Annotated in this window: 21 protein-coding genes; 9 read left to right on the forward strand and 12 right to left on the reverse strand. The window is 62.5% G+C overall.

Annotation, left to right across the window (positions count from 1 at the left end; all coding sequences use genetic code 11):
- The first annotated feature begins 7 nt into the window (after nt 1-7).
- Genes hsaD through hsaB form a run of 3 tightly spaced genes read left to right on the forward strand, consistent with a single transcriptional unit; the run spans nt 8 to nt 2,369 of the window.
- Complete coding sequence (hsaD, locus tag ABX74_RS29270; protein WP_019746906.1) at nt 8-886, forward strand: 4,5:9,10-diseco-3-hydroxy-5,9,17-trioxoandrosta-1(10),2-diene-4-oate hydrolase; 879 nt, start codon at nt 8-10, stop codon at nt 884-886.
- Nucleotides 886-1,788, forward strand: a complete 903-nt coding sequence (hsaC, locus tag ABX74_RS29275; RefSeq protein ID WP_003945585.1) for an iron-dependent extradiol dioxygenase HsaC — start codon at nt 886-888, stop codon at nt 1,786-1,788. The genes hsaD and hsaC overlap by 1 nt, the downstream gene beginning before the upstream one ends.
- Nucleotides 1,785-2,369 carry a 3-hydroxy-9,10-secoandrosta-1,3,5(10)-triene-9,17-dione monooxygenase reductase subunit gene (gene hsaB / locus ABX74_RS29280; RefSeq protein WP_003945677.1) on the forward strand — a complete coding sequence of 195 codons (585 nt, stop codon included), beginning with the start codon at nt 1,785-1,787 and terminating at the stop codon, nt 2,367-2,369. The genes hsaC and hsaB overlap by 4 nt, the downstream gene beginning before the upstream one ends.
- A gap of 63 nt (nt 2,370-2,432) precedes the next feature.
- On the opposite strand, the gene ABX74_RS30695 is transcribed toward hsaB, so the two are convergent.
- Both ABX74_RS30695 and ABX74_RS29290 read right to left on the reverse strand, forming a co-directional pair.
- Nucleotides 2,433-3,257: an Abi-alpha family protein gene (locus ABX74_RS30695; protein ID WP_019746907.1), complete on the reverse strand. Its 825-nt coding sequence runs from the start codon at nt 3,255-3,257 to the stop codon at nt 2,433-2,435.
- A gap of 14 nt (nt 3,258-3,271) precedes the next feature.
- Nucleotides 3,272-4,546: a DUF445 domain-containing protein gene (locus ABX74_RS29290; protein ID WP_019746908.1), complete on the reverse strand. Its 1,275-nt coding sequence runs from the start codon at nt 4,544-4,546 to the stop codon at nt 3,272-3,274.
- 330 nt (nt 4,547-4,876) lie between these two features.
- Here ABX74_RS29290 and thrS point away from each other — a divergent pair, with 330 nt between their 5' ends.
- Nucleotides 4,877-6,097, forward strand: a complete 1,221-nt coding sequence (gene thrS, locus ABX74_RS29295) for a threonine--tRNA ligase (protein WP_047890333.1) — start codon at nt 4,877-4,879, stop codon at nt 6,095-6,097.
- Here the strand turns inward: thrS and ABX74_RS29300 are convergent.
- Entirely contained in the window at nt 6,094-6,540 is a 447-nt protein-coding gene (locus ABX74_RS29300; protein WP_003945852.1) for a MarR family winged helix-turn-helix transcriptional regulator, read from the reverse strand. The two genes, thrS and ABX74_RS29300, sit on opposite strands and share 4 nt — an antisense overlap.
- Before the next feature lie 143 nt (nt 6,541-6,683).
- On the opposite strand from ABX74_RS29300, the gene ABX74_RS29305 reads away from it, so the two are divergent.
- Nucleotides 6,684-7,880 (forward strand): MFS transporter, encoded by a 1,197-nt coding sequence (locus ABX74_RS29305; RefSeq protein WP_020968434.1) that lies wholly within the window; start codon nt 6,684-6,686, stop codon nt 7,878-7,880.
- An 81-nt stretch (nt 7,881-7,961) separates the two neighbouring features.
- On the opposite strand, the gene ABX74_RS29310 is transcribed toward ABX74_RS29305, so the two are convergent.
- From ABX74_RS29310 to ABX74_RS29320, 3 genes are all read right to left on the reverse strand, one after another.
- Nucleotides 7,962-10,016 carry a neutral/alkaline ceramidase gene (locus ABX74_RS29310; RefSeq protein WP_047890334.1) on the reverse strand — a complete coding sequence of 685 codons (2,055 nt, stop codon included), beginning with the start codon at nt 10,014-10,016 and terminating at the stop codon, nt 7,962-7,964.
- 95 nt (nt 10,017-10,111) lie between these two features.
- Nucleotides 10,112-10,840 carry an acetoacetate decarboxylase family protein gene (locus tag ABX74_RS29315; protein WP_007734116.1) on the reverse strand — a complete coding sequence of 243 codons (729 nt, stop codon included), beginning with the start codon at nt 10,838-10,840 and terminating at the stop codon, nt 10,112-10,114.
- A complete protein-coding gene (locus ABX74_RS29320; protein ID WP_019746912.1) occupies nt 10,837-11,697 on the reverse strand; it encodes an SDR family oxidoreductase in 861 nt (286 codons plus the stop codon). Before ABX74_RS29320 ends, ABX74_RS29315 begins: the two co-directional genes overlap by 4 nt.
- A 139-nt stretch (nt 11,698-11,836) precedes the next feature.
- Between ABX74_RS29320 and ABX74_RS29325 the strand changes: the two genes are divergently transcribed.
- On the forward strand, nt 11,837-13,042 hold the full coding sequence (locus ABX74_RS29325) for a cytochrome P450 (protein ID WP_047890335.1): 1,206 nt from the start codon (nt 11,837-11,839) through the stop codon (nt 13,040-13,042).
- Here the strand turns inward: ABX74_RS29325 and ABX74_RS29330 are convergent.
- Nucleotides 13,031-13,465, reverse strand: coding sequence for a cupin (locus tag ABX74_RS29330; RefSeq protein WP_047890336.1), 435 nt, complete (start codon nt 13,463-13,465; stop codon nt 13,031-13,033). The two genes, ABX74_RS29325 and ABX74_RS29330, sit on opposite strands and share 12 nt — an antisense overlap.
- Nucleotides 13,466-13,590: 125 nt before the next feature.
- On the opposite strand from ABX74_RS29330, the gene ABX74_RS29335 reads away from it, so the two are divergent.
- Nucleotides 13,591-13,947 carry a hypothetical protein gene (locus ABX74_RS29335; protein WP_030534753.1) on the forward strand — a complete coding sequence of 119 codons (357 nt, stop codon included), beginning with the start codon at nt 13,591-13,593 and terminating at the stop codon, nt 13,945-13,947.
- A 17-nt stretch (nt 13,948-13,964) separates the two neighbouring features.
- Here the strand turns inward: ABX74_RS29335 and ABX74_RS29340 are convergent, their stop codons facing one another.
- The gene (locus tag ABX74_RS29340; RefSeq protein WP_047890337.1) at nt 13,965-14,909 is read right to left on the reverse strand and encodes an alpha/beta hydrolase family protein; all 945 of its coding nucleotides are present in this window, start codon (nt 14,907-14,909) and stop codon (nt 13,965-13,967) included.
- 118 nt (nt 14,910-15,027) lie between these two features.
- Here ABX74_RS29340 and ABX74_RS29345 point away from each other — a divergent pair, with 118 nt between their 5' ends.
- Nucleotides 15,028-15,627, forward strand: a complete 600-nt coding sequence (locus tag ABX74_RS29345; protein WP_029254470.1) for a TetR/AcrR family transcriptional regulator — start codon at nt 15,028-15,030, stop codon at nt 15,625-15,627.
- A gap of 12 nt (nt 15,628-15,639) precedes the next feature.
- Here ABX74_RS29345 and ABX74_RS29350 read toward each other — a convergent pair whose 3' ends face one another.
- The 4 genes from ABX74_RS29350 to ABX74_RS29365 all read right to left on the reverse strand — a co-directional run bounded on the left by ABX74_RS29350 (nt 15,640) and on the right by ABX74_RS29365 (nt 19,255).
- A complete protein-coding gene (locus ABX74_RS29350) occupies nt 15,640-16,722 on the reverse strand; it encodes an ABC transporter substrate-binding protein (RefSeq protein ID WP_020968444.1) in 1,083 nt (360 codons plus the stop codon).
- 78 nt (nt 16,723-16,800) lie between these two features.
- A complete protein-coding gene (locus ABX74_RS29355; protein WP_003945590.1) occupies nt 16,801-17,598 on the reverse strand; it encodes an ABC transporter permease in 798 nt (265 codons plus the stop codon).
- Entirely contained in the window at nt 17,595-18,425 is an 831-nt protein-coding gene (locus ABX74_RS29360) for an ABC transporter permease (RefSeq protein WP_020968445.1), read from the reverse strand. The genes ABX74_RS29355 and ABX74_RS29360 overlap by 4 nt, the downstream gene beginning before the upstream one ends.
- Nucleotides 18,422-19,255 carry an ABC transporter ATP-binding protein gene (locus ABX74_RS29365; protein ID WP_047890338.1) on the reverse strand — a complete coding sequence of 278 codons (834 nt, stop codon included), beginning with the start codon at nt 19,253-19,255 and terminating at the stop codon, nt 18,422-18,424. The genes ABX74_RS29360 and ABX74_RS29365 overlap by 4 nt, the downstream gene beginning before the upstream one ends.
- A 97-nt stretch (nt 19,256-19,352) precedes the next feature.
- On the opposite strand from ABX74_RS29365, the gene recC reads away from it, so the two are divergent.
- Nucleotides 19,353-22,634 (forward strand): exodeoxyribonuclease V subunit gamma, encoded by a 3,282-nt coding sequence (gene recC / locus ABX74_RS29370; protein WP_020968447.1) that lies wholly within the window; start codon nt 19,353-19,355, stop codon nt 22,632-22,634.
- The last annotated feature ends 3 nt before the right edge of the window (nt 22,635-22,637 follow it).

The following is a 22,637-nucleotide window of genomic DNA, read 5'->3' on the forward strand; positions in this document are numbered from 1 at the left end:
AGGCTCAGTGACAACCACCGAAGAAGCTCTCACCTACGAGTCCACTTCGCGGTTCGCGCAAGTGCGCCCCGATCTGAAACTGCACTTCCACGAGGCAGGCGTCGGAAACGACAAGACCATCGTGCTGCTGCACGGCGGTGGCCCAGGCGCGTCGTCGTGGTCGAACTTCGCCCGCAACATTCCGGTGTTGGCGAAGAACTTTCACGTCATCGCCGTCGATCAGCCCGGTTACGGGCAGTCCGACAAGCCGACGGAGCATCCGCAGTACTTCGTGCACAGTGCGTCGGCGCTCAATGATCTTCTGGATACGCTCGAGATCACCGGTCGCGTTGATCTGCTGGGTAATTCGCTCGGTGGTGGCGCTGCTGTTCGTTTTGCACTCGACTACCCGGACCGTGCGGGTCGCCTCGTTCTGATGGGCCCCGGCGGTCTGAGTGTCAACCTGTTTGCGCCGGACCCCACCGAGGGCGTCAAGAACCTCGGGAAGTTCAGCTACCAGCCCACACGGGAGAACCTCGAAGCATTCTTGCGGATCATGGTCTTCGATCAGAAGCTGATCACGCCGGAACTCGTCGACGAACGCTTTGCTGCCGCCAGCACTCCCGAGTCGCTGGCTGCGGCCAAGGCGATGGGTAAGTCCTTCTCCAGCGGTGACTTCGAGCTCGGCATGCTCTGGCGCGAGGCGTACAAGCTCCGTCAGCGTGTGTTGCTGATCTGGGGCCGTGAGGATCGGGTCAACCCCCTCGACGGCGCACTGGTTGCGCTCAAGATGATCCCGCGCGCGCAACTCCACGTCTTCGGCGGTTGCGGTCACTGGGCGCAGCTCGAGAAGTTCGACGAATTCAACCGGCTCGCAACCGACTTCCTGCTCGACGGAGGTAAATGATGGGTATTCGATCTCTGGCGTACATGCGCATCGGGGCCACCGACATGGCTGCGTGGCGCGAATACGGACTCAAGATCCTCGGAATGATCGAGGGTAAGGGCGTCGACGCGGAATCGCTGTATCTGCGTATGGACGACTTCCCGGCGCGTCTTGTCATCGTTCCGAACGACACGGACCGTCTGCTCGTCTCGGGTTGGGAAACCGCGAATGCCGCTGAGCTGCAGGATATCCGTGACAGGTTGTCGGCAGCCGGTGTTCCGTTCAAGGAAGGCACGGCGGAGCAGCTCAAGGACCGTCGTGTCGTCGAGATGATCGCGTTCGAGGACACCTCGGGCAACTCCCTCGAGGTGTTCCACGGAGCTGCTCTCGAACACCGCCGGATCGTGAGCCCGTACGGGCACAGGTTCGTGACGGGCGAGCAGGGCCTCGGCCACGTCGTGCTCACCACCGATGACGACGATGCTTCGCTGCGGTTCTACCGCGACGTACTCGGATTCAAGCTTCGCGACTCGATGCGTCTGCCTCCGCAGATGGTCGGTCGGCCCGCGGACGGCGACCCGGCGTGGCTGAGGTTCCTCGGCTGCAACCCGCGTCACCACAGCTTGGCGTTCCTGCCGTTGCCCAACCCGACGGGCATCGTGCACCTGATGCTCGAGGTGGAGAACTCCGACGACGTCGGACTGTGCCTCGACCGGGCACTGCGCAAGAAGGTCAAGATGTCGGCGACTCTCGGTCGCCACGTCAACGACGAGATGCTCTCGTTCTACATGAAGACTCCAGGCGGGTTCGACATCGAATTCGGTTGTGAGGGGCTAGAGGTCGAGGACGAAAACTGGATCGCGAGGGAAAGCACGGCCGTGAGCCTGTGGGGTCACGACTTCACGGTGGGAATGAAGCCGTGAGTTCGCCCGACGCGTCGGTGAGTGCGGAGCAGGCGATCGATCCACGCCAGTTCCGCACGGTTCTCGGGCAATTCTGCACGGGTATCACCATCATCACGACAGTCGACGACGGTGAGCCGGTCGGGTTCGCGTGTCAGTCTTTCGCTGCCCTGTCACTCGACCCGCCTTTGGTGTTGTTCTGCCCCACCAAGGGTTCTCGGTCGTGGGCGGCAATCGAGCGGACCGGGAAGTTCGCCGTCAACGTGTTGGCGGAGGAACAGCAGGCGGTGTGTGCTCGTTTCGGGTCGCGTGAGCCGGACAAGTTCGCGGGTATCGATTGGACGCCATCACCGTTGGGGTCACCGATCATCGACAAGTCGCTTGCCCACATCGACTGTACGGTGGAAACCGTCCACGACGGCGGTGATCACTACGTCGTCTTCGGCCGTGTGTCGTCGATGAGTGAGATCAAGACCGAACGCCCGCTGCTCTTCTACCGCGGGCAGTACACGGGCATCGAGCCGGACAAGACTGTTCCGGCTACCTGGCGTGACGATCTGGAAGCGTTCCTGACGACCACGACAGAAGATACCTGGCTGTAGGGGCACCCCCGTGAGTGGTTAAGGAGTCCAGGGGCTCCTTAACCACTCACGGGGCCGGAGGCCCTACAGAGAAAAACAGGTATGACAGAAGTCGTCACCGAACGGCGTCAGCAGGATGCTACGACGCACTATCTTGTTGGATCGTCCGGCGCGCTTGACCGCCTCGATCACCGACGGCTGTACCTCGACCACCTGGTACCGGTCGGCCTCGACGGGCTCGCGTGAGAACGCCACCAAACCGAGCCGATGCAGGTTGTTCAGGTACGCGCTGATGCGGTCCAGATGACGACATCCCGCCAGTTCTCCGATCATCGACAGCCCCTCGTCGATCATCTCCGAGCCGACGCCGAACGGCCGCGCCGTACGTACGTCCACGCTCGGTTGCGCACCTGAAGTGGCCAGCAACCGAAGAATTCGAGCTTCGTCCGGCGCGATCTCGTCAAGGATCCGGTCGTAGGCCGGGTGCAGATCGTCGCGATCGGTCACGTCCGCGGAACGGTCCAGCAACCTGTCGCCGCGTGCCCGCAGCGCCGCGAGAGTGGCTTCGACACTCTGTTTGCGATTGGTTCGAGTTGCCATTGCTGCCCGTAGGTTTTCGGTCCGCGAGCCGTCTCCGTTGGAGTTCTCGGCCCGACGTTCGGATTGAACATTGGCCGATTCAGCGGCCTCTGCCGCGGCTTCGGCGGCAGCCTGAACGATCTGCCGCGTCGCCTCCTTCGCCGTCCCGAAAGCCCAACCCGTCAGCTTGATCGACGTGAGCGTCGTCGTGGCAGTCAGCCCGACAAGGCTGCGGATCAGACGCTTTTCGACGGATTCGACCGGCGCGATGTCCGCAGCCCAGTCGTACGATTCCGCTTCGACGATCAGGCGATGGTCGTGCTCACTCATACTCATACTCCGACTCATACTCCGAATATTGCGAGGTGCAGGAAACCGGCAAACGAGCCCAGCACGGCCCCGTGTACGAACAACAGCCACTCGTCCTGTTTGACGGCTGAGCGTAGTAGTTCACTGAAATCTTCCGGTGAAAGGATGCTCATGCGTTCGGTGACGAAGACACGAATCTTCTCCGACTGGCTCTCGGCGAACTCCGCGTCCTCGAAGACCCTTGGGTACAGATCGAGCACTTCGGTGGTGGCCAGGCCGGGCAGACGCTTGTAGCTCTGCGAACCGACGGTCATCTTGACCACCGACTTTGCCCAGCCGGCGGCGTCGTCGACGGATTCGCGCAGTACCTGATCGAGCATCCGCCGCGTTCGGTCCGAGCGGGGACCTTCGAGGAGTTCGGTGCCGATGTTCTCGAGCGTCACGACGTGATCGGCCAGGGTTTTTGCGTACCCGGCGATGATCTCGGTGCGGCGTTTGAGGAAAAGTCCCTGCCGCCACGGCACCCAACGGCTGGGGGTGATCGGTTCGAAGATCATCGTGATTCCGAGGTAGTTCACGATGTACCCGATGATCACGCCCCCGATGGGAAGCACCCACCACTGCGGAACCAGATGGAGGATTCCGACGAGCACGAAGCCCATCGGGAACCCGAAGTAGAAGCCGAAGTTCTGCATGAACCTGAGCTCTTTGTTGCCCATCGTGCGGAAGATGTCGTTGAGCAGTTTGGGGTGCGAGGAGAGGTAGCGGATCACCATCAGCTTCGCGTCGATGAACTCGTCGATGTCCTCTTCGATGCGGTCGGTGATCATGCGCACGCTGGCAGGCAGATCGTCCTCCACCTTGCGGAAGACGGCCTCCTTCACCGACGTCGGAAGGTTGTGCCAGAGCTGAGGATTCTCGGCCGTCATGATTCTGGTGACCACGCCGCGCACTTCACTGCGGGAGATGTTCACCAAGTGCTCGGCGATGCTGTCCGGGTCCAGGACGCGATAGAAATCGGCGATGCTGCCGACTTTCGCGAGGGATTTGTCGACGGCGATCGACGCCATCTTCTCCGCCCGCGAGGGGACGATGCCTTGCCAACCGAATCTGCCGTCGCTGGTGATCGCGGGGATCACCTGGACGCGTCGGGGGAGGAACGGGAAGAGCAGTTTGAGGCCGGGCACTTTGATCCCGTGGAAGTTGATCGGCGCAAACAGCATCAGGACGCCCGACCAATTGGTGATGTACCCGATGATTCCGGTGAACAAAGGAATGGTGATCAACTGTTCGAGCAAGTGGTCCGGCACCGTCGCACATCCTCCTCATATCCGAGAACCTCACGTTCGGACATGATTGCCGAAACTTCGCTCTTCGTGGGTGTTTCGTTGGCTACTGCTGCGCCTTCCCAGTTGCGTCAGCATAGAGGCCCGACAATTCGGACTGTAGGTGGGTAGGAAGTTGATGTAACCTCACGTACATGGTCAGTATTGCGCACAACACGACGACGCCGGTTCTCTTCCGGCGCATCGTTTAGCAACTGCTGACCGAACCCTTTCAGCCCCGGGAGTTATCGCCCCGGGGCTTTCCTGTTTCGTCGCTCCGTGTGCGTCTCCCCTTGAACGATTTGGAGAGCTCTCATGAGCGTTGACCACCGCGAACTCGGGCGCGACCTGGAGTTTTTCGCCACCACCCCCATAGTCGGAGCCGGCCTTCCGCTCTGGTTACCGGACGGCGCCGTCATCAGGAACGAACTCGAAAAGTTCGCCGCCGAACAAGCAGCGCGCTCCGGTTGTCAGGGTGTCTATACCCCGGTTATGGCGAAGAAAGAGTTGTACGAGAGATCTGGTCATTGGTCCAAGTTCTCGGAAGACATGTTCCCCGAAATGAAGATAGGCGGAGAGTCATTTCTCCTTCGTCCGGCTAACTGTCCTCATCACGCTCAGGTATTCGCCGCTCGCGGTCGTAGTTATCGCGAGCTACCTTTCCGCGTTCGTGAACTCGGCTCGATGTTCCGTAGCGAACTCTCCGGAGTTCTCAGCGGATTGAGTCGAGTCCGACAGATCAATCTCGACGACGCACATGTCTTCTGTAGTCGTGAACAAGTGCAAGCGGAAGTGATCGTCGCGCTCGTCGCGATCGAGCGCTGCTACTCGACTCTGGGGATTGCCGAACGGGAGTACCGCCTCTCGATCAGAGGGGGAGAGGGGCAGTACCTCGGCACCGACGAGCAGTGGGCGGACGCCGAGGATCACCTTCGCGAGGCGCTGAATGCACGCTCGATCGAGTACGTGGAAGCGAAGGGGGAGGCAGCGTTCTACGGTCCCAAGATCGACGTCCAGGTGCGAGACGCGCACGGCCGCGAGGAAACACTCTCGACCGTGCAACTCGACTTCAATCAACCGGAGCGGTTCGACCTCGAGTACACCGCTGAGGACGGATCCAAGGCTCGCCCCGTCATGATCCATCGGGGCTTGCTCGGGTCGATGGAACGCATGACTGCGCTTTTGATCGAAAGGTTCGAAGGGCGGATGCCGCCGTGGCTGGCACCCAACCAAGTCTCGATTCTGCCCGTCGGCGACCGGCACCAGGTTGAGGCCGAGCGTTTGCGGGCCGATCTCGAGGCTCGCGATGTTCGAGTGGCGATCGCGCCTGACGGATCGTTGGGACGTCGCATCCGCGAGGCACGCACTCACCGTGACCCGTACATCGCGGTGATCGGGGACAACGAGGTGCACGGCGGCACCGTCGACGTTCTGGTCCCTGCGCGTGGTGGGCGGGCGGTCGTCGATGCGAGTGTGTTTGTCGCTCAGGTGGTCTCGGGAATCGAGGAGCGTGCCCTGCTTCCGGCAGACTTCTAGCCGACGGGTAGTTCGTGGAGCGCGCGCACCAGTGGCGCGAGTTCGGGCGTTTTGCACGCCTCGTCGAGTGCGGCCTCGAGGGTGGCGTCGTGCGTCGGCCGTGCGCTTTCGAGAAGCTCGCGGCCGGCCGGCGTCAGTTCGGTGTAGATGCCTCGACGGTCGTCGGCGCACAGGATGCGCGTCAGTAGTCCTCGATCTTCGAGTCGATTGACCAAGCGCGTCGTGGCGCTGCTGCTCAGTGCGGCAGCGCGAGCCAGCTGGGCCATCCGCATGTGCCAGCCGTCCTGGCGGCTCAGTGCGTCGAGCACGGTGTATTCGACGACGGACAGTTTGTGCTCACGCTGGAGCGCGCGTTCCAGTTCGGTGTCGAGGGCGCCGTGCAGTGCTGCGAGCGTGCGCCACCCTTGCGAACGGATTTCGACGGCGTCGTCGGCGATCCCCATGTGATTCTCCTTGTCCGTTTCCTGCGACTCCAGGTTACCAGCTTGCGCATGTAGCGCGCGCGTGCAACTATTTATAGCGCGCCTGCAACTACTGCACACGCCCGCTAACGGCTTACGCGTAAATCTGTGAAAGGAACATCGAGATGCCATTGGGTCTCATTGCCCTCGCTATGGGCGGGTTCGGGATCGGCCTCACCGAATTTGTCATCATGGGCCTCCTGCCCGAGGTCTCGGCTGATTTCGAGGTCACCGAGTCCGTCGCGGGCTACCTGATCTCGGGCTACGCACTGTCGGTGGCGATCGGCGCGATCCTCCTGACCGCTGCCGTCACCCGCTTCGAGCGCAAGAAGGTCCTTCTCTCGCTCATGGTGCTGTTCATCATCGGCAACCTGATGTCCGCGCTCGCGCCCTCCTACGAGGTCATGATGGGCGGACGCATCGTTGCGGCACTGTGCCACGGTGCGTTCTTCGGGATCGGTTCGGTGGTTGCCGCCGACATGGTGGCGCCCAACAAGCGCGCCGGCGCCATCGCGATGATGTTCGCGGGCCTGACCATCGCCAACGTTCTCGGCGTTCCGTTCGGCACTCTGCTGGGCCAGCAACTCGGATGGCGCTCGACCTTCTGGGCCATCACCGTCATCGGCGTCATCGCCCTGATCGGAATTGCAGCACTCGTCCCGACGACGCCCGCCAGCACGACCGGTGGCGGATTGCGCGGAGAGTTGGGGGCATTCCGCAACAAGCAGGTATGGCTCTCGATCGCCATCACCATCCTCGGCTACGGCGGAATGTTCGGAGCCTTCACCTACATCGCCTTCACCCTCACCGAGGTCACCGGCTTCGCGACGTCCAGCGTTCCGTGGCTGCTCATCCTCTTCGGCTCGGGCCTGTTCGTCGGTAACTTCCTGGGCGCCAAGGCGGCCGACCGCTCGCTGACGAAGGCGCTGGTCTGGATTCTCGCGATCCTGACCGTCGTTCTGATCGTGTTCGCCGCCACCGCCGAGAGCAAGGTCATGACCGTGATCTCGCTGTTCTTCATGGGCGCCTTCGGTTTTGCGACGGTTCCAGGTCTGCAGATGCGGATCATGAACTACGCGTCGGCCGCACCGACCATGGCGTCGGGGGCAAATATTGCCGCCTTCAACGTCGGCAACGCGCTCGGTGCATGGCTGGGCGGAATCACCATCGCCGCGGGACTCGGCTTCACCTCCCCGATCTGGATGGGGGCGGCGGTCACCGTCGCCGGTCTGCTGGTCCTGATCGTCGCGGCGAAGATCGACCGCCCGGCAGCGTCAGAGCAGTCGACGTCGAGCACCTCGCTGCACCCGACCGCCGCCTGAACCTGGCAACTGCGCTCTGATCCCATCGCGTGAACGTATCGCTCCCCTTGTCCAACAAGGGGAGCGATACGTTCACGCGGGTCAGGTGAGGCGGAATTCGGCGGTCACCCCGGAGAAAGGCGTGATCGCGCCGCTACCCCGAGCCTTCGACGCACCGAAGTGTTGGACTCGATACGTACCCGCCGGAGTATCGGCCGGAACATCCCACGTGATGCGTACGACGGAACCGTTGCTCCCGACCCGGCGCCAGTGCAGTTTGGTGGACCAGTCGTTGTCGTCGGCGACCCGTGTCCAGGATCCGCCGGTATTGCGCTGGATCTCGTAGAAGGTCCCGTTTCGGTGAGTGTCGTTCTTGGGGTGGCCGGTGACGAACTCGACGGCAACCTGCCCACCCGGTGAGGTGTCGCCGGGTTGGACGGTTGCGTCGCCGAATTGTGTTCCCGGCAAGGGCTCGTCGAAGTCGACGCCAGGTCCGAAGCTGGGTTGGAACCCGGACAGGTCGGCCGGAGCGGGGCCGCGAGGAGGTTCGGTGCCGTCGCGCATCGCGGCTGCAAGGGCGGCATACCCCTGCTGATAGGCCGGCAGTGTGTAACGGCCGAACATCGTCGAGCCGCCCTCGTACTGCTGCGAATCGTATTCCTGTGGCGTGGTGCAGTAGCTCGAGTACGAGTTCGCGTAGCCCTGGAAGATGACGTTCTCGAGGGGAACTCCAAGCTCCTCGGCGACGGTTCGACGCACTCGTAATCCGGAGACGATGGTGAATTCCGCAGGGCCACCGACGATGTAGAACTGGCCGATCCGCAGGATCTGGATCTTCAGTACGTTCGGCACCCATCCGCCCGGTGGCAACAGGCCGACCGGAACGACTACGAGCTTGGGGGCCTGTGCATCCTGAAGCCATTGAGGCACAGGAGCATCCATGCCGCCCAAGGCGTCGATCATGGGGTTTCGGGTGCCCTCGGGGAAGATCGGAATTGCAGGCCCGTCCTCGACGCTTCCGGCGCTCATTGCCGCACCGATCGCTGCCGGTGCAGTGCGGTGCTCGCGCCCGTCCGGGGTGAATCTTCCGCTCACCACCTGATTTGCCATGTCCAGGTACATGATCCGACTGTCGACACCACCAGTGACGGTTTCGGAGGCCGAGCCGAAGGCAGTTTGAGCCGCCGCAACCTGGCGCAGCCCGATGATGCGTGCATTCTCGAATTCGTCCTCGGTCGGTCCGCGTCCGGGCTCGAGGAAGAGGTTCGGTGACATGTCGCCGCTGTTGGTCTGCGGAAAAGCGGCAATGAAGCTGGTGTCGCCGTCGAGGTAACGCACACCCCGGTCGTCGTGCTCCCAGAAGTACGCCGCGGCGCCCTTGTTGTCCCCGGAGATGAGATGGTTCTCGTTCGTGAGCGAGGCGCAGTGGGTAGCGAACCAGTTGATCGCCCCGATGTCCTTGCTGCCCCGACTGATCCGCATGACACGCATGTGGTGATCGTTGCCACCGGGGTAATAGGCCTTGTCCTCTTCGGGATTGAGGTCGAACGCCACTCGCGATCGGTTGACGCTGGCATCGGTGAGATCGGACCGCCCGAAACGGACGGAGCCCGGCGCCAGGTTCTCGTGGGCAGCGCTGATCGCCTCGACCATGCCGTTGACCTCGGCTTCGAACACCTGCAGTTCGAAGCCGAGAACTGCGAGGTTGTACGCGTAGTTGTGCGAGGCCCCACCACATGCCGCGTGTGAATGGATGGCCGTCAACATGACGTTGCGTTCGGTGTAGATGTCGCCGAATTTCCCAGCCAGCCGGCGTAGGACCTCGTCGTGAACGGACTGGAAGATCATGCAGTTGTCGACGCACACGTAGGCGACCCGTGACCCGCCGGACTCGAAGATGAAGGCGCGTGCGCGCATTCGCTGGTGCAGTCCTTCGGCGCGTTGGTCGAAGCTCGAGTAGCCCATCATGCCGACCTCGGCGACCGGTCCGGTCACATCGGAGATCCCGACGCCCACCTGCAACGACGACGACTTGTCGGTACGTGCGGGTGAAACGGTGCGTGCCGGCGAAGCTGCGACGGCCTGGTTCGTCGACAGAGCGGCGAGCGCAGGTGCGGCGGCAGCGCCTGCCAGTACGGTGCGTCGGGTGATCTGCACGAGTGTCCTTTCGGGCGGTCTGACGCGAGTTGGTCAACCGTCCAGGAGTGTAGCCCGAGTCACACGTGACCGAAAGGGGTGCCGTCGGCTGACACTCAGATCGTTGTCGCCTCCCCGAATGTCATCGCCAGGTTTTTGATGGTCGTGGTCATCAGGGCCCTGCGGGGGAGTCCCAGTTTCCGAAGCTCCGCCGCCATCGGGTGACTACCCAGCTGAACCTCTGCTCCACCAGGGCGCGATTTGACGCCGGTCGGCGCCATGTCCCACGACGTGCACCTGGTTGCGCCGTCGAGATGCGAGTACGCGGCCAACGACATGTTGGCTCCGCCGCCAGGCACGCTGACGCCGGACTTCACACTCAACTGTGTGATGAGTTTGCCGTCGCGCGAGACGGATCCGCGCTTGACCGAGCCGACGTGCTCGGTGTCGAACTCGGCGAGCACCTTCGGGAATCCCCAGATTTCCCGGCCGGCGGCCTTGGTGAACTCTCCGTCCACCGGCAACTCGTGAATGAGTGCCCCTGCAGTTCCGGCAGCGAGCGAACGTAGATCTCCCAGCACCGAGGTTTCGGGAGGCGCAGTGTGGCTACGCACCATGTACGTCACCCCGAATTCGTTGTACGGCCCCAGATCCCCATCGATGTAGTCGACAAAAACCAGGCCGCACAGCGCCCGGCCGGGACGGTACTGGAGCACGGTCAAGCCGGTGTAATCGATGATCGACTGCGCCGTTGCGCTGGGTACCGAGTACAACGCCATGAAGGCCGACGCGGTGCGAACTTCGACGGGCATCTCGACCTTCTTGCCCAGAATCGTGTAGCTCATGGCGCGACCACCCCGCGGAGTCCGTCGGATCCGTAGACGGGTTCGAGCATCGAGCGGAAATCCGGTCCGCGGCGCAGCATTTGGCCTCCGTCGACGTTGATGATCTGCCCGGTGATCCAGGTGGATTGCGGTCCGAGTAGGAAGGAAGCGAGTCCGGCGACGTCCTCGACCTCGCCGACGCGTTCGAGCGGCGTGTTGGCCAGGTAGTCGTCCAGGATCGGGCCACCGTCGGTGATGAGCGCGACCAGATCCGTTCGGGTCAGCCCTGGGCGGATCGCGTTGACACGAATGTTGCTGGCGCCCAGTTCGTCTGCCGCCAATTGCACCAGGTGGTCGACGCCGGATTTCGAGACGCCGTACGCGCCGAACCAGCGATGTGTGTTGCTGCTGGCGATCGACGAGATCGCGACGATGGATCCACCGCCTCCTGCCACCAGTGCCCGCGCGCCGTGCTTGATCGTCAGCATGGTCCCCGTGACGTTGAGGTCGACAGTGCGGCGCCACGCGTCGACGTCGAGTTGCGTGACCGGTGCGATGGTTTCGTTCCCGCCGGCGCAGGCCACGACTCCGTCGAGCTTTCCGGTGACGGAGACCGCCGCGGCAACAGCGGCGACGACGTCTGCCTCGATCGTGACGTCGGTAGGGGAGACGCTGACCGATCCTTCCGGACTCGACTGCCGGATCGATTCGGCGGCAGCTTCGAGTTTCTCCTTGTTGCGTCCGCAGATCGTGACGTGAGCGCCAGACGCAACCAGCGAACGAGCGATGCCCAGACCGATGCCACTACCGCCGCCGGTCACCAGTATCGATGTGCCGGTGAAAGTGGGTATGCCCGCTGAGGCGGTGTCGTCGTCCATGTGTGTCTCCTGGTCGTTGCTCCGGCGGGCTCGCGTGCTGATTCTGGAGGTTTTCCGGTTCGGCTTCGGTGAAAACGCCCCACGCTATATAGGAACAGGTTCTACTTATTGTGGCAAGGGTTGTGCGAGAGGTGGAGTGATGGCTACCAGACCGACCTTCGATTTGATCGACGGACGCTTCTACAGCGGAGACCTCGGGAATGTGCGCGACGCATACGCCTGGATGCGTGATCACGAGCCCGTGTACCGAGACGACGCCAACGGAATCACCGCGGCCGCGAGCTACGACGCCGTCGTCGCAGCCGAGCGGGATCCCGAACTGTTCTCCAACGCCGGCGGCATCCGCCCCGAAACGGGTCCGTTGCCGCAGATGATCGACATGGACGACCCGCAGCACCTCACGCGTCGACGCTTGGTCAACGCGGGTTTCACACGTAAGAAGGTCGAAGCCAAGGCCGGCCGTATCCGGGAGATCTGCGATCAACTGATCGACGCCGTCTGTGAGAAAGGAGAAGCCGACTTCGTCGCAGACCTGGCCGCACCACTTCCCATGGCCGTCATCGGCGACATGTTGGGTGTCCGTCCCGAGGAACGCGCGTTGTTTCTGCGGTGGTCGGATGATCTGGTGAAGGCATTGGGAAGCAACGCTTCCCAGGAGCAACTGCAGGCCATGATGGCTGCGTATGTCGACTTCACCGCGTACATGATGCGAACCATTGCCGAGCGGAGGAGCGAGCCGGCCGACGATTTGGTGAGCACATTGATTCACAGTGCGGTCGACGGCGAGGCCCTCTCCGATCAGGAAATCGTCAACGAGTCCCTACTGATACTCATCGGCGGTGACGAGACCACACGGCACGTCCTGAGCGGCGGCATGGAGCAGCTGCTGCGCCATCCGGACCAGCATCGAGCGCTGGCCGACGATCCCGATGCCATTCCCTTGGCAATGGAGGAGATGTTGCGGTGGTCCTCGCCGATCAAGAACATGGCTCGAACCCTGACCCGTGATACCGATTTCTTCGGTGCGCAGTTGAAGGCAGGTGAGAAGATGCTGCTGCTCTTCGAATCGGCGAATTTCGACGAGTCCGTGTTCCTGAACGCCGAACGGTTCGATATCGGCCGCACACCGAATCCACACGTGGCCTTCGGCTTCGGAACGCATTTCTGTCTGGGTAATCAGCTGGCCAGGCTCGAGGGACGGATCATGTTCGAGCAACTCTTCGCCAGGCTGCCGGGAATGGCACTTGCCACCGACGCGCCGTTGCAGCGGCGTGCCGCCAACTTCGTGTCCGGTCTCGAATCGATGCCGGTGCGGTTTACCGCTTCGGCGCCGTCAGCCGGGTAGTTGGCAGTTGGGAGGCGCAGCATCTTCGGAGAGGGGGCTGCCCGCCGGATTGACGTAGACGACCTCGAGTACCAATGGTGCTGTCTGCGAGTTGTTTCCGATGTGCACATGATCTGAACCGCTCGGTTCGATCAAAGTATTTCCGGCGCTGTAGATCCCGTCGACGGAGCAATCGGATCGGTAGTGGCTCAACGTGCCCTGCGCGATCAGTGCGTAGAGCGTCCCGTCGTGGAAGTGCCAACCGGTGGAACCGCCGGGGTCGATGGTGATCTGACGCAGGATGTAGTCCTTGCCGTCGAAAGTCACCTGCCCGAGAATTTCACCGTGTACTCCCGTGCTCGGTGTTGCCGACGCATTGATCGGCGTCAGAGACAGCCCGATCGCTGCGGACACTGCAAGCAGAACCTGATGGCGTTTACGCATGAGCGGCCCTCCCAGACGGATGTGCTCCTGAGTGTCCTCCGTCGATGCCCGGTTTATCCCAGTTTTCGTGGATCCAGCACTGCGAAGGCAGAGGTATGCCCTTGAGAGGCGGTTACGCTCGTGCCATGCAGCAAGTCGCGACGAGGCGCCGGAGCCAGCCGCCGCCTGCGCGCTTCATGTTCGAGGCATTGATCGATCCGTACCGCCAGCCCGCCCGGCACTGGCTGGAACTTCTCGAGAGCGAGATCGCACCGGAGATCGTCAGGGCTGAAGAACCGGGGCTGGTGATCTGGTCGTCGATCTGGCCGGACCGCCCCGACGCCGTCATCCGATTCGACATCGAGGCGGTCGGAAACAGCACGATGCTGCGTTGGACGCTTTTCCTCGAAGATCCGATACCGTCGGAGGCGGAGGTCGTGCGGATGCGAAAGCGGCTCAACACCTTGATAAATGCGAATCTCAGGTTCAACTTCGGCCAATAAGTTGGATCACTGCCGAATTACTTGGTGTCGACTCGGCCGATCGGGTCGGCGTTGTCGCTGAACGCGGCCCGGGCCGCTGGCCAGCTGGTCTCATCGATGCGCAACGCGGTCCGAAGGTAGGCAGTACTCATCCGTTGGATGGCGGCGACCCGCTCTGGGTTCTCGTCAGTGGTCTCGGCGACTTCGTATCCGACGATTCCGCCGAGTGCGTGCTCGGCACCGTAGAAGGTCAGGAGGTCGGTGGCTCCGGGGCTGTGCGTGTAGGCGTCGGTGAACCAGTCAGGTCCGCGGCTGGACATCTTGGACTGGTCGTGGTCGCCCGCGACGACGAGTGTCGGCGTCGTCAGTTCCTGGAACGAGGGGCGCATGAACGGGAAGTTCGCCTGCGCGAACGGATGCAGGTTCTCGCCGCCGAGACCGGTTGCTGCGAACAGGATTCCCGCGGTGACGCGGCTGTCGGACATGTCCTGGCCGACCTGGCCGGCCTCGTCGAAGACCCTTGCTCCGAGGAGCGACTGAGCGGTTTGCCCGCCCCAGGAGTGACCAGTGGCGGCAACTCGACTGCGGTCGATGCGGCCGGCAAGCCCGGGTACGGCAATTTCGATGGTGTCGAGCTGATCAAGGATGCGTGTGAGATCCGCGATCCTCTCGGTCCAGATCGTCGGGAAAACCGGGTGGTCGAACCCGAAACCGTTCCGGCGCGAGTCCAGATGTGTCGGCTGGATCACCACGAATCCGTGGGATGCCCAGAATGCCGTGAGTGGCGAGTATCCATCGAGGTTCCAGCCGTTGCCGTGGGAGAACACCACAACGGGGAGGTTCGTGCCTGCTGCCGGAGCAGACACACGTACTTCCAGCGGGACAGGTCGATCGGGGGCGAACAACTCGACGGGGGCAACGGAGACGACCGGGGTGCCGGCGCCGATGATGCCGTTCAGAGTGTCGATCATTGATGAGGTCATGGCAAGTTCCTTGCTGAGGCTGCACCCTGCGATACTGTTTATCGGAGCGTCGTTCCGCAACATTACGGAGCGGTGTTCCGTAATGCAAACATATGTTGTGAGTCAGCGAGGAGTGCACATGGCTGATGCCCAGGACGAGCAGTCGCGCGTCGCCTCTCCCAAGCAAGTCGGTCGCCCACGTCGAAGCGAGCAGGCGCTGCTCGACGCGGCGGCAGCAGTGTTCGTAGAGTCCGGAGTCGACGCTCCGGTGCGGGAGATTGCGGCGAAGGCCGGCGTCGGCATGGGGACGATCTACCGCCACTTCCCGACGCGCCCCGAGTTGGTGGTCGCCGTATACCGACACCAAGTCGAGGCGTGTGCGGACGCGGGCCCACAGATGCTCGCGGAGAGTGCAACGCCGGAGGCGGCTTTGCGGGCATGGGTGGCTTTGTTCGTGGAGTTCCTGGTCACCAAGCACGGGCTCGCCGGCGCACTGCAAGGAGACAGCGCCGGGTCCGACGCTCTGCACGCCTACTTCGTCGACCGCCTCGTCCCGGTATGTGGCTCCCTCCTGGAGGCAGCGCTCGAGTCTGTTGGCACTGCTTCGCGGGTCGATGCGTACAACGTGCTCAAAGGCATCGGGAACCTTTGTATCGGTGCTGGGTCCGATGCCCGGTACAAGGCCGAGGTCCTTGTACAACTATTCATCTCGGGCGTACTCGCGCGAGAGGTTCGTTGACGCTCGGCTCAGTCAGATCAACTCCGGATTCTCGGCGTACACCTCTTCGAGGATCGACATGTCGAACAGTTGGTCCGCCGTAATCTCCAGCCCCGCTTTCGACAGTGCCGCGATGTTCTGTTCGATCAGTTGGGGTGTCATCGTGAACAACCCGTTTGCTTTGGTATCTGCCGACACCACAAGATCGTTCTGTGCGGTGGCTTCCTTGATCTGCTCTTCGAGTTCCAGGTTCTGGTCCTTGCCGTAGACCTCGACGGCAAGCCGTGCCGACTCTGCCGGATCAGCGACCGCATCCTTCCATCCCTGGATCTCGGCCTTCAGGAATGCCTTGAGCTTGTCCCTCTCGTTGTCGATGGTGGACTGGAGAACCGTGAACGATTCGGCGACCAACGGCAAGTTGTAGTCCGCGAAGAGGAAGTGGGCGTTGGGGAAACCTTTGGCGGCCAGTGTGATCGGCTCGTTGGTCACGTAGGAGACCCAGCCGTCCACCTCGCCGTTTGCCAGGGGGCTCGGATCGAACTGCGCGGGCACGATCGTCATCTGGCTTTCGGTCAGGCCGTTGGCTGCCAGGAGAGCTCCGAAGACGAGCTGATTGGAATCCTGGACGCCGATCTTCTTGCCGATCATGTCCTGCGGTGAGTTGATCGGTGCCGCAGCGGAACTGACAATCGCAAACGGATTCTTCTGGAACGTGGCCCCGACGATTTTTGCCTCCAGTCCGTCGAGTACGGCGGGGGCTGTGAGCTGCGGTGCGGACATTCCGATCCACACCTTGCCGGTGTCCAAGCCGGCTTCGACGCCGGTGCCGGCTGCGCCACCTGCCACCAGGTCGACATTCCCGAACCCTGCATCCTTGTAGTACCCCTTGTCGAGAGCGAAGTACTCGCCGGCGAACTCGATGTTCTTGATCCAGGACAGCTGCACTGCAACTGTTCCGAATTCGGAACCGTCGTCCGTGGTTCCGCCACTCGAACTGCTGGAGTCACTGCTACACGCGAGCAATGACGCACTACCGGCGACTGCGATGCCGGTCAGCGCGGAGTAGCGGAAGAAGGCCCTGCGGTCCAGCTGGCGGACGGGCTTGAATGGCGTCATGAATCGGAACACTAGGGCCAGTCGGTTTCGTTCAGTTTGCTTGGGAGAGAGAGTTTGTTGAGGTCGTGTTAACAGATGTCACGACTTGCCCGCCGAAGGACCGAAACGAGACAGAGCGATGCTTTCGAAGATCCCGACCACGGCGTAGAGGACGATCGACACCACGGTGATCACCACGATAGATGCCCACAATTCGTTGTACTGGTAGCGCGGAATGGCTTTGATCATGCTCGAACCCAAGCCTTGACCGCTACCGAGCCATTCGCCGATCAGTGCTCCGATCAACGCGCCGGGCACTGACACCCTAGCGGCGGCGAACACCGCCGGAAGTGCGGACGGTACGGACACCATTCGCAATGCGGTCCAACGACTCCCGCCGTACGCAGCGATGAGGTCTTGTGCCTGAGCTGGAGCGGCGCGCAGACCGACCATGATCATGACCAGGGCAGGAAAGAACACCACTATCGCAACCATGACCGTCACACCCACGATTCCGCGGCCGAATATCAGGACGATGATCGGGGTCATCGCAACGAGAGGAACAGATCGTAGAAGCATTGCAACGGGCATGAAAGTCTGTTCGACAGTGCGGGAAACGACGAAGATCGATGCCACCACGAGCGCGGCAGTCATTCCGACGGCAAAGCCGACACCGGCGTCGCGCAGAGTGATGAACAGGTTGTCGATGATGCCCGAACGAGCGTCGGCGGACTTAGGACCGGAGAACAGGTACTCCCAGACGTCGGCCGGCGTCTTTCCCACACGCGGGCCGACCTGGGGGAAGGCGTTGAGGAAGACCACCCAGATGACAAGCAGCAGTGCCGAGGCGATGGCAATCGGAGCGAGGAATCTCAATGTTCCTCGTACCGCGGTCATTTCTGTGCTCCCGGAGCGCTCGTCCACGGGGTGACGAGCCGGGCGATCGCTGCGACGACGGCGTATCCCAGGCCGGCGAGCAAGGCGGCGGCGATGGCCATTCCCCACGTTCGCGGGACGTTGTACGACGTCTGAGCGGCCGTGAGTGCGACGCCGATCCCGCTGTCCACCCCGCCGAGATACTCTCCGAGGATGGCACCGAGTACAGCCGAGGGTGCAGCAATCTTGAGGGCGGCAAAGGTACTCGGAAGTGCGCTCACCAGTTGAACTTTGGTGAACTTCTGCCAACGCCCACCGCCGTAGGCGGCAACGAGATCGAGACTCGTCTTGTCGGCCGATCTCAGGCCAGCGAGTGTGCCGACCATCGTGGTGAAGAAGCAGTACATCGCGGCGAGAAAGATCGTGGGGGTCCGGCCGCCGAAGACGACCAGGATGATTGGGCCAAGCGCCAACAGCGGTGTGCAGTAGCTCAGGATCGCCAATTGTGTGGCCAATCCCTCGATGGGCGGAATGAGGACGACAAGCACGGCAAGCGTGATCGCCAGCAGATTTCCCCAGAGAAAGCCCTGCAGCGCACCGGAAGCCGTGACGGTGAAATTGGGTCCGTAGAGCGACCAACCGTCGTCGAACATCGTCGAAACAACCACCAACGGCGTCGGAATCGTACCTCCCGCAACACCGGCCGCCGCCAGAATCCACCAGAGAGCGATCAGTCCGCAGATGCCGACTGCACCGCCGAACCACGTTGGTCGCTTCAATCGGATCCGGCGCGGTACAGATGGCTGCGCCGCCGCGGTCGCGACGTTCTCGATATCGGTAATTGTCATGCGACGCCTGCTTTTCCGAAGAGCAGTCCGGAGAGGTAGTCGTGGATCTCGTGGAACTCGGGTGTACGCATCATCTCGGGTGTACGCGGGCGCGGCAGGTCGATCGGCACGACTTCGAGGACGCGTCCGGGCCGCGGCGTCATGACGGCGACGACGTCGGAGAGGAACACGGCTTCGGCGATTCCGTGAGTCACCATCAACGTGGTCGCCGGTTTCTCGGTCCAGATCCTGAGCAATTCGATGTTGAGCCGTTGGCGGGTCATGTCGTCCAGTGCGCCGAAGGGTTCGTCGAGTAGCAGGACACTCGGCTTGACCACGAGCGATCGTGCGATCGACACACGCTGACGCATACCGCCGGACAATTGAGCGGGCTTGGCCTTCTCGAATCCTTCAAGGCCGACGAGAGCGATCAAGTCGGCGATCTGGTCGGGGTCGGGATCGATGCCGGCAACCTGCAGCGGCAGTTTGATGTTGGAGGCCACTGTTCGCCACGGCAGCAAAGCTGAATCCTGGAAGGCGATTCCGAGTTCGCGGCGCTTGCGTAACTCGGCGGGCGACTGTCCGTTGACAAGTGCTGTTCCCGACGTCGGAGTGTCGAGGCCCGCAAGGATGCGGAGAACGGTGGACTTCCCGCATCCGGACGGCCCGAGCAGAGACAGAAAGGAGCCTTCGCTGGTTTGAAGGGACACGTCGGTCAACGCGGTCACCGACCGACGACCCATCTCGAAGGTCTTGCCGAGGCCGGAGATGTCGAGACCGGTTCCAGCGGGGCGAGGTGTGGTGACGGGACTGGTCATTCCCGCACAGTACGAACGTCCGGTTGCGGTCATGTTGCCTGCGCGTCACCGCTGCGTGAGGCTGGTTCGGCGTCTCCTGTCACAGCGCCGTGGTGAGATGGACGTCTGGACGGAGTGAGGGGAGCGAAGATTGCTGAAGTTGTACCGGGCCGAGCGTTCGGACACCTTGGTCTCGGCGTTGGCCACGCTCCTCCGTACACCGCTGTCGGATCCATTCGCCCGGGAAACTGTTGCGGTGCCGGCCAAGGGCGTCGAGCGTTGGCTCAATCAGCGGCTGTCCTCCCAGCTAGGCACGTCCGGACCGTCAGCAGTGGACGGAATTTCTGCGAACATCGCGTTTCCTTCACCCGCGCGCCTGGTCGCGGAGTCCGTGGCCGCGGTCAGTGGAATCACGGCTGACGACGACCCATGGTCGCCGACTCGATTGGTGTGGACGGTTCTCGACGTGATCGACGAGTCCCTCGGCGAGCCCTGGTGCGGAGTCCTGGCGAAACATCTCGAAGGCCATCGTGAAGGTCGACGGTTTGCCTCCGCCACACATGTCACCGAACTCTTCCGCAGTTATGCCGCGCAACGCCCACAGATGCTGATCGACTGGGCCGCCGGGCGGTTGACCGACGGACACGGATTGGCGCTGTCGGAGGATTTCGAATGGCAGGCACGTCTGTGGTGCATCGTCGCGGACAAGATCGACGTTCCGGGGCCCGCAGAGCGGCTGGGGCAAGTGAGCCGCGCGCTGGTCGAGGACCCGGCCTTGGTCGACCTACCGGAACGTCTGTCGGTCTTCGGGCCGACCCGGCTGCCGGTCGATCAGCGAATGATCTTGAGCGCACTCAGTGCGAATCGGGACGTGCACATCTGGCTCCCGCATCCCAGCCCCGCGCTGTGGACCAAGATGAGCTCGCGCATACCGCCTCGAAGTGAGAGCACGATCCGACGTTCGGAAGACGGGTCAGCGCTGATATCTGCCAATCCGTTGCTGTCGAGTCTTGCTCGCGACGTTCGTGAACTTCAGATCAGCCTCGGTGCCGCCGAGTTCGAGTCGGTGCATCTTCCCGAACCAGCCGGCCCGAAATCCCTCCTGGCGACGGTCAAGGCCGATGTCATCGCAGATCGTGCTCCCAGCGTTGCAGCGGAACCGGATGGGACAGTTCAGGTCCACGCTTGCCACGGGCCGGCACGGCAGGTCGAGGTGCTCCGCGAATGCTTGCTCCGATTGTTCGAGGACGACCCGACATTGCAGCCACGCGACGTACTCGTGATGTGCCCGGACGTCGAAACGTACGCACCCTTGGTTCGTGCTGCATTCGGGCAAGGTGTCCATGGCCACCCTGGGCATCTTCTTCGAGTAAGGCTGGCAGACCGCGGATTACGTCAGACCAATCCTGTCCTGGCCGTTCTCGGCTCTCTCCTCGAATTGGCCGACGGCCGGGCCACAGCCAGTGAGGTTCTCGACCTGGCCGCGGCTGATCCTGTCCGCACACGTTTTTCGTGGGGCGACGACGAATTGGAAAGACTGCGGGAATGGACGACGGAAGCGGGTGCTCGCTGGGGAATTGGTAGTCGGCAGCGTGCCACGTTCGGTCTCGACGCATTTCCGCAGAACACCTTCAACACCGCCATGGACCGAGTCTTGTTGGGGGTCAGCGCGGACGAATCGGAAAATGCCTGGCTGGATCTCGCGCTGCCACTCGATGACGTGGACGGCACAGACATCGACCTGACTGGACGTTTCGCAGAGTTCGTCGATCGCCTGGCAGTCTCGCTTCGCGATCTTGCCGGTCCACATTCGCCGGCCGAATGGCTTCGTGTGCTGATGCGGGCCCTGGATCTGCTGACCGACACTGCGCCCGCAGATTCCTGGCAGAGCGCGGGGGCCCACCGCGAACTGGTAGCTGCTGTCGAATTCGGCGGAGAGACGGTGTTACGTCTGGCCGATGTTCGCGCGATGCTCTCGCGCAGCCTCGCGGGCAGACCTACGCGTGCCAACTTCCGAACCGGCGAACTGACGGTGTGCACGATGGTTCCGATGCGTTCGGTACCGCATCGCGTGGTCGTTCTGATCGGGCTCGACGACGAGGTGTTCCCTCGAACCGGTGGAGTCGACGGCGACGACATCTTGTCCCGTGATCCCGTTGTGGGGGAGCGTGATCTGCGCAGTGAAGACCGGCAACTGCTTCTCGATGCCGTGATGTCTGCGGGCGAGCATCTGATTCTGTTGTATACCGGTGCCGATCCGGTCACCGGTGTCGTCAGACCACCGGCGATCCCCCTCAGTGGCCTTCTCGACGTACTCAGTGCGACGGTGGGCCCGGAAGCGATCAACGGGGTGCTGACTCGACACCCGTTGCAGTCGTTCGACAATCGAAACTTCTCGCCGGATCAGCCGTTCAGCTTCGACACGGCAGCGCTGGCCGGTGCCAGGGCTGCTGCCGGAACACCGATCGAATTGCCGACAGTCTTGTCGGCCAAGCTACTCGAGGTGCATCCGAAGGAAGTGAACCTTGCCGACCTGGTGAACTTCCTCGTACACCCCGCCCGTGGTTTTCTGCGCCAACGCCTCGGCGTCCGGGTACCGGAACTCGACGACGACATCGCGGATTCGCTGGCAACCGAGCTCGATCCACTGTCCACCTGGGCTCTGGGTGACCGGATGCTTCTCTCGCGCTTGGCTGGACGCAGCTCGGCGGATTTCCGTGCAGCCGAGTGGCGCCGCGGTACTTTGCCGCCCTACAACCTGGGCGCCTCGGTTCTGGGCAACGTCGAGTGGGTGGTAGACCAACTTGCCGGTCTTGCATTGCCACACCTCGAGGGCGAATCCGAGGCTGTCGACGTCGACATCGACCTCGGTGACGGGCGTCGTCTCACCGGAACGGTAACCGGTGTGCACGGCAATTCAGTGGTGCGGGCGTCGTATTCCTCACTGGCGCCTAAACATCGAATGACGGCCTGGATAAACCTGCTCGCCTTGAAAGCGCACGGACGACCCGGTGCGCTCGATGCAGTCTCCATCGGACGGGGTCGGGGAAAGATAGCAGCGGCACGGTCGGTGCTCGATGCGCCAGGCAATGCGGTCGAGATCCTGCAGCAACTGGTGGACCTACGCGAGCGGGGGCTGCAGCGTCCGTTGCCGATGTGGGCCGCTACTTCAGCCGAATATGCGCGCCGACGCTTTGGTGGCGAGTCGGTCGACGATGCGACAAACGGTGCGGACACCCAGTGGACCGGGCAGTACGGCGAGATGATCGATCCGAGCAACGCTTACGTTTTTGGAGAAGCTCGAACACTGGCGGAGTTGGCTGCGGATCCGCCGTCGGACGACGAATTCGTCTGGGCCGAGGAACCGACTCGATTCGGAGTTCTCGCCCGACGACTGTGGGATCCGTTGCTGACCAACGAAAGAGCGGAGTAACCC

Source organism: Rhodococcus sp. ARP2 (assembly GCF_001029585.1).
GTDB classification, from domain to species: Bacteria; Actinomycetota; Actinomycetes; order Mycobacteriales; family Mycobacteriaceae; genus Rhodococcus_F; species Rhodococcus_F erythropolis.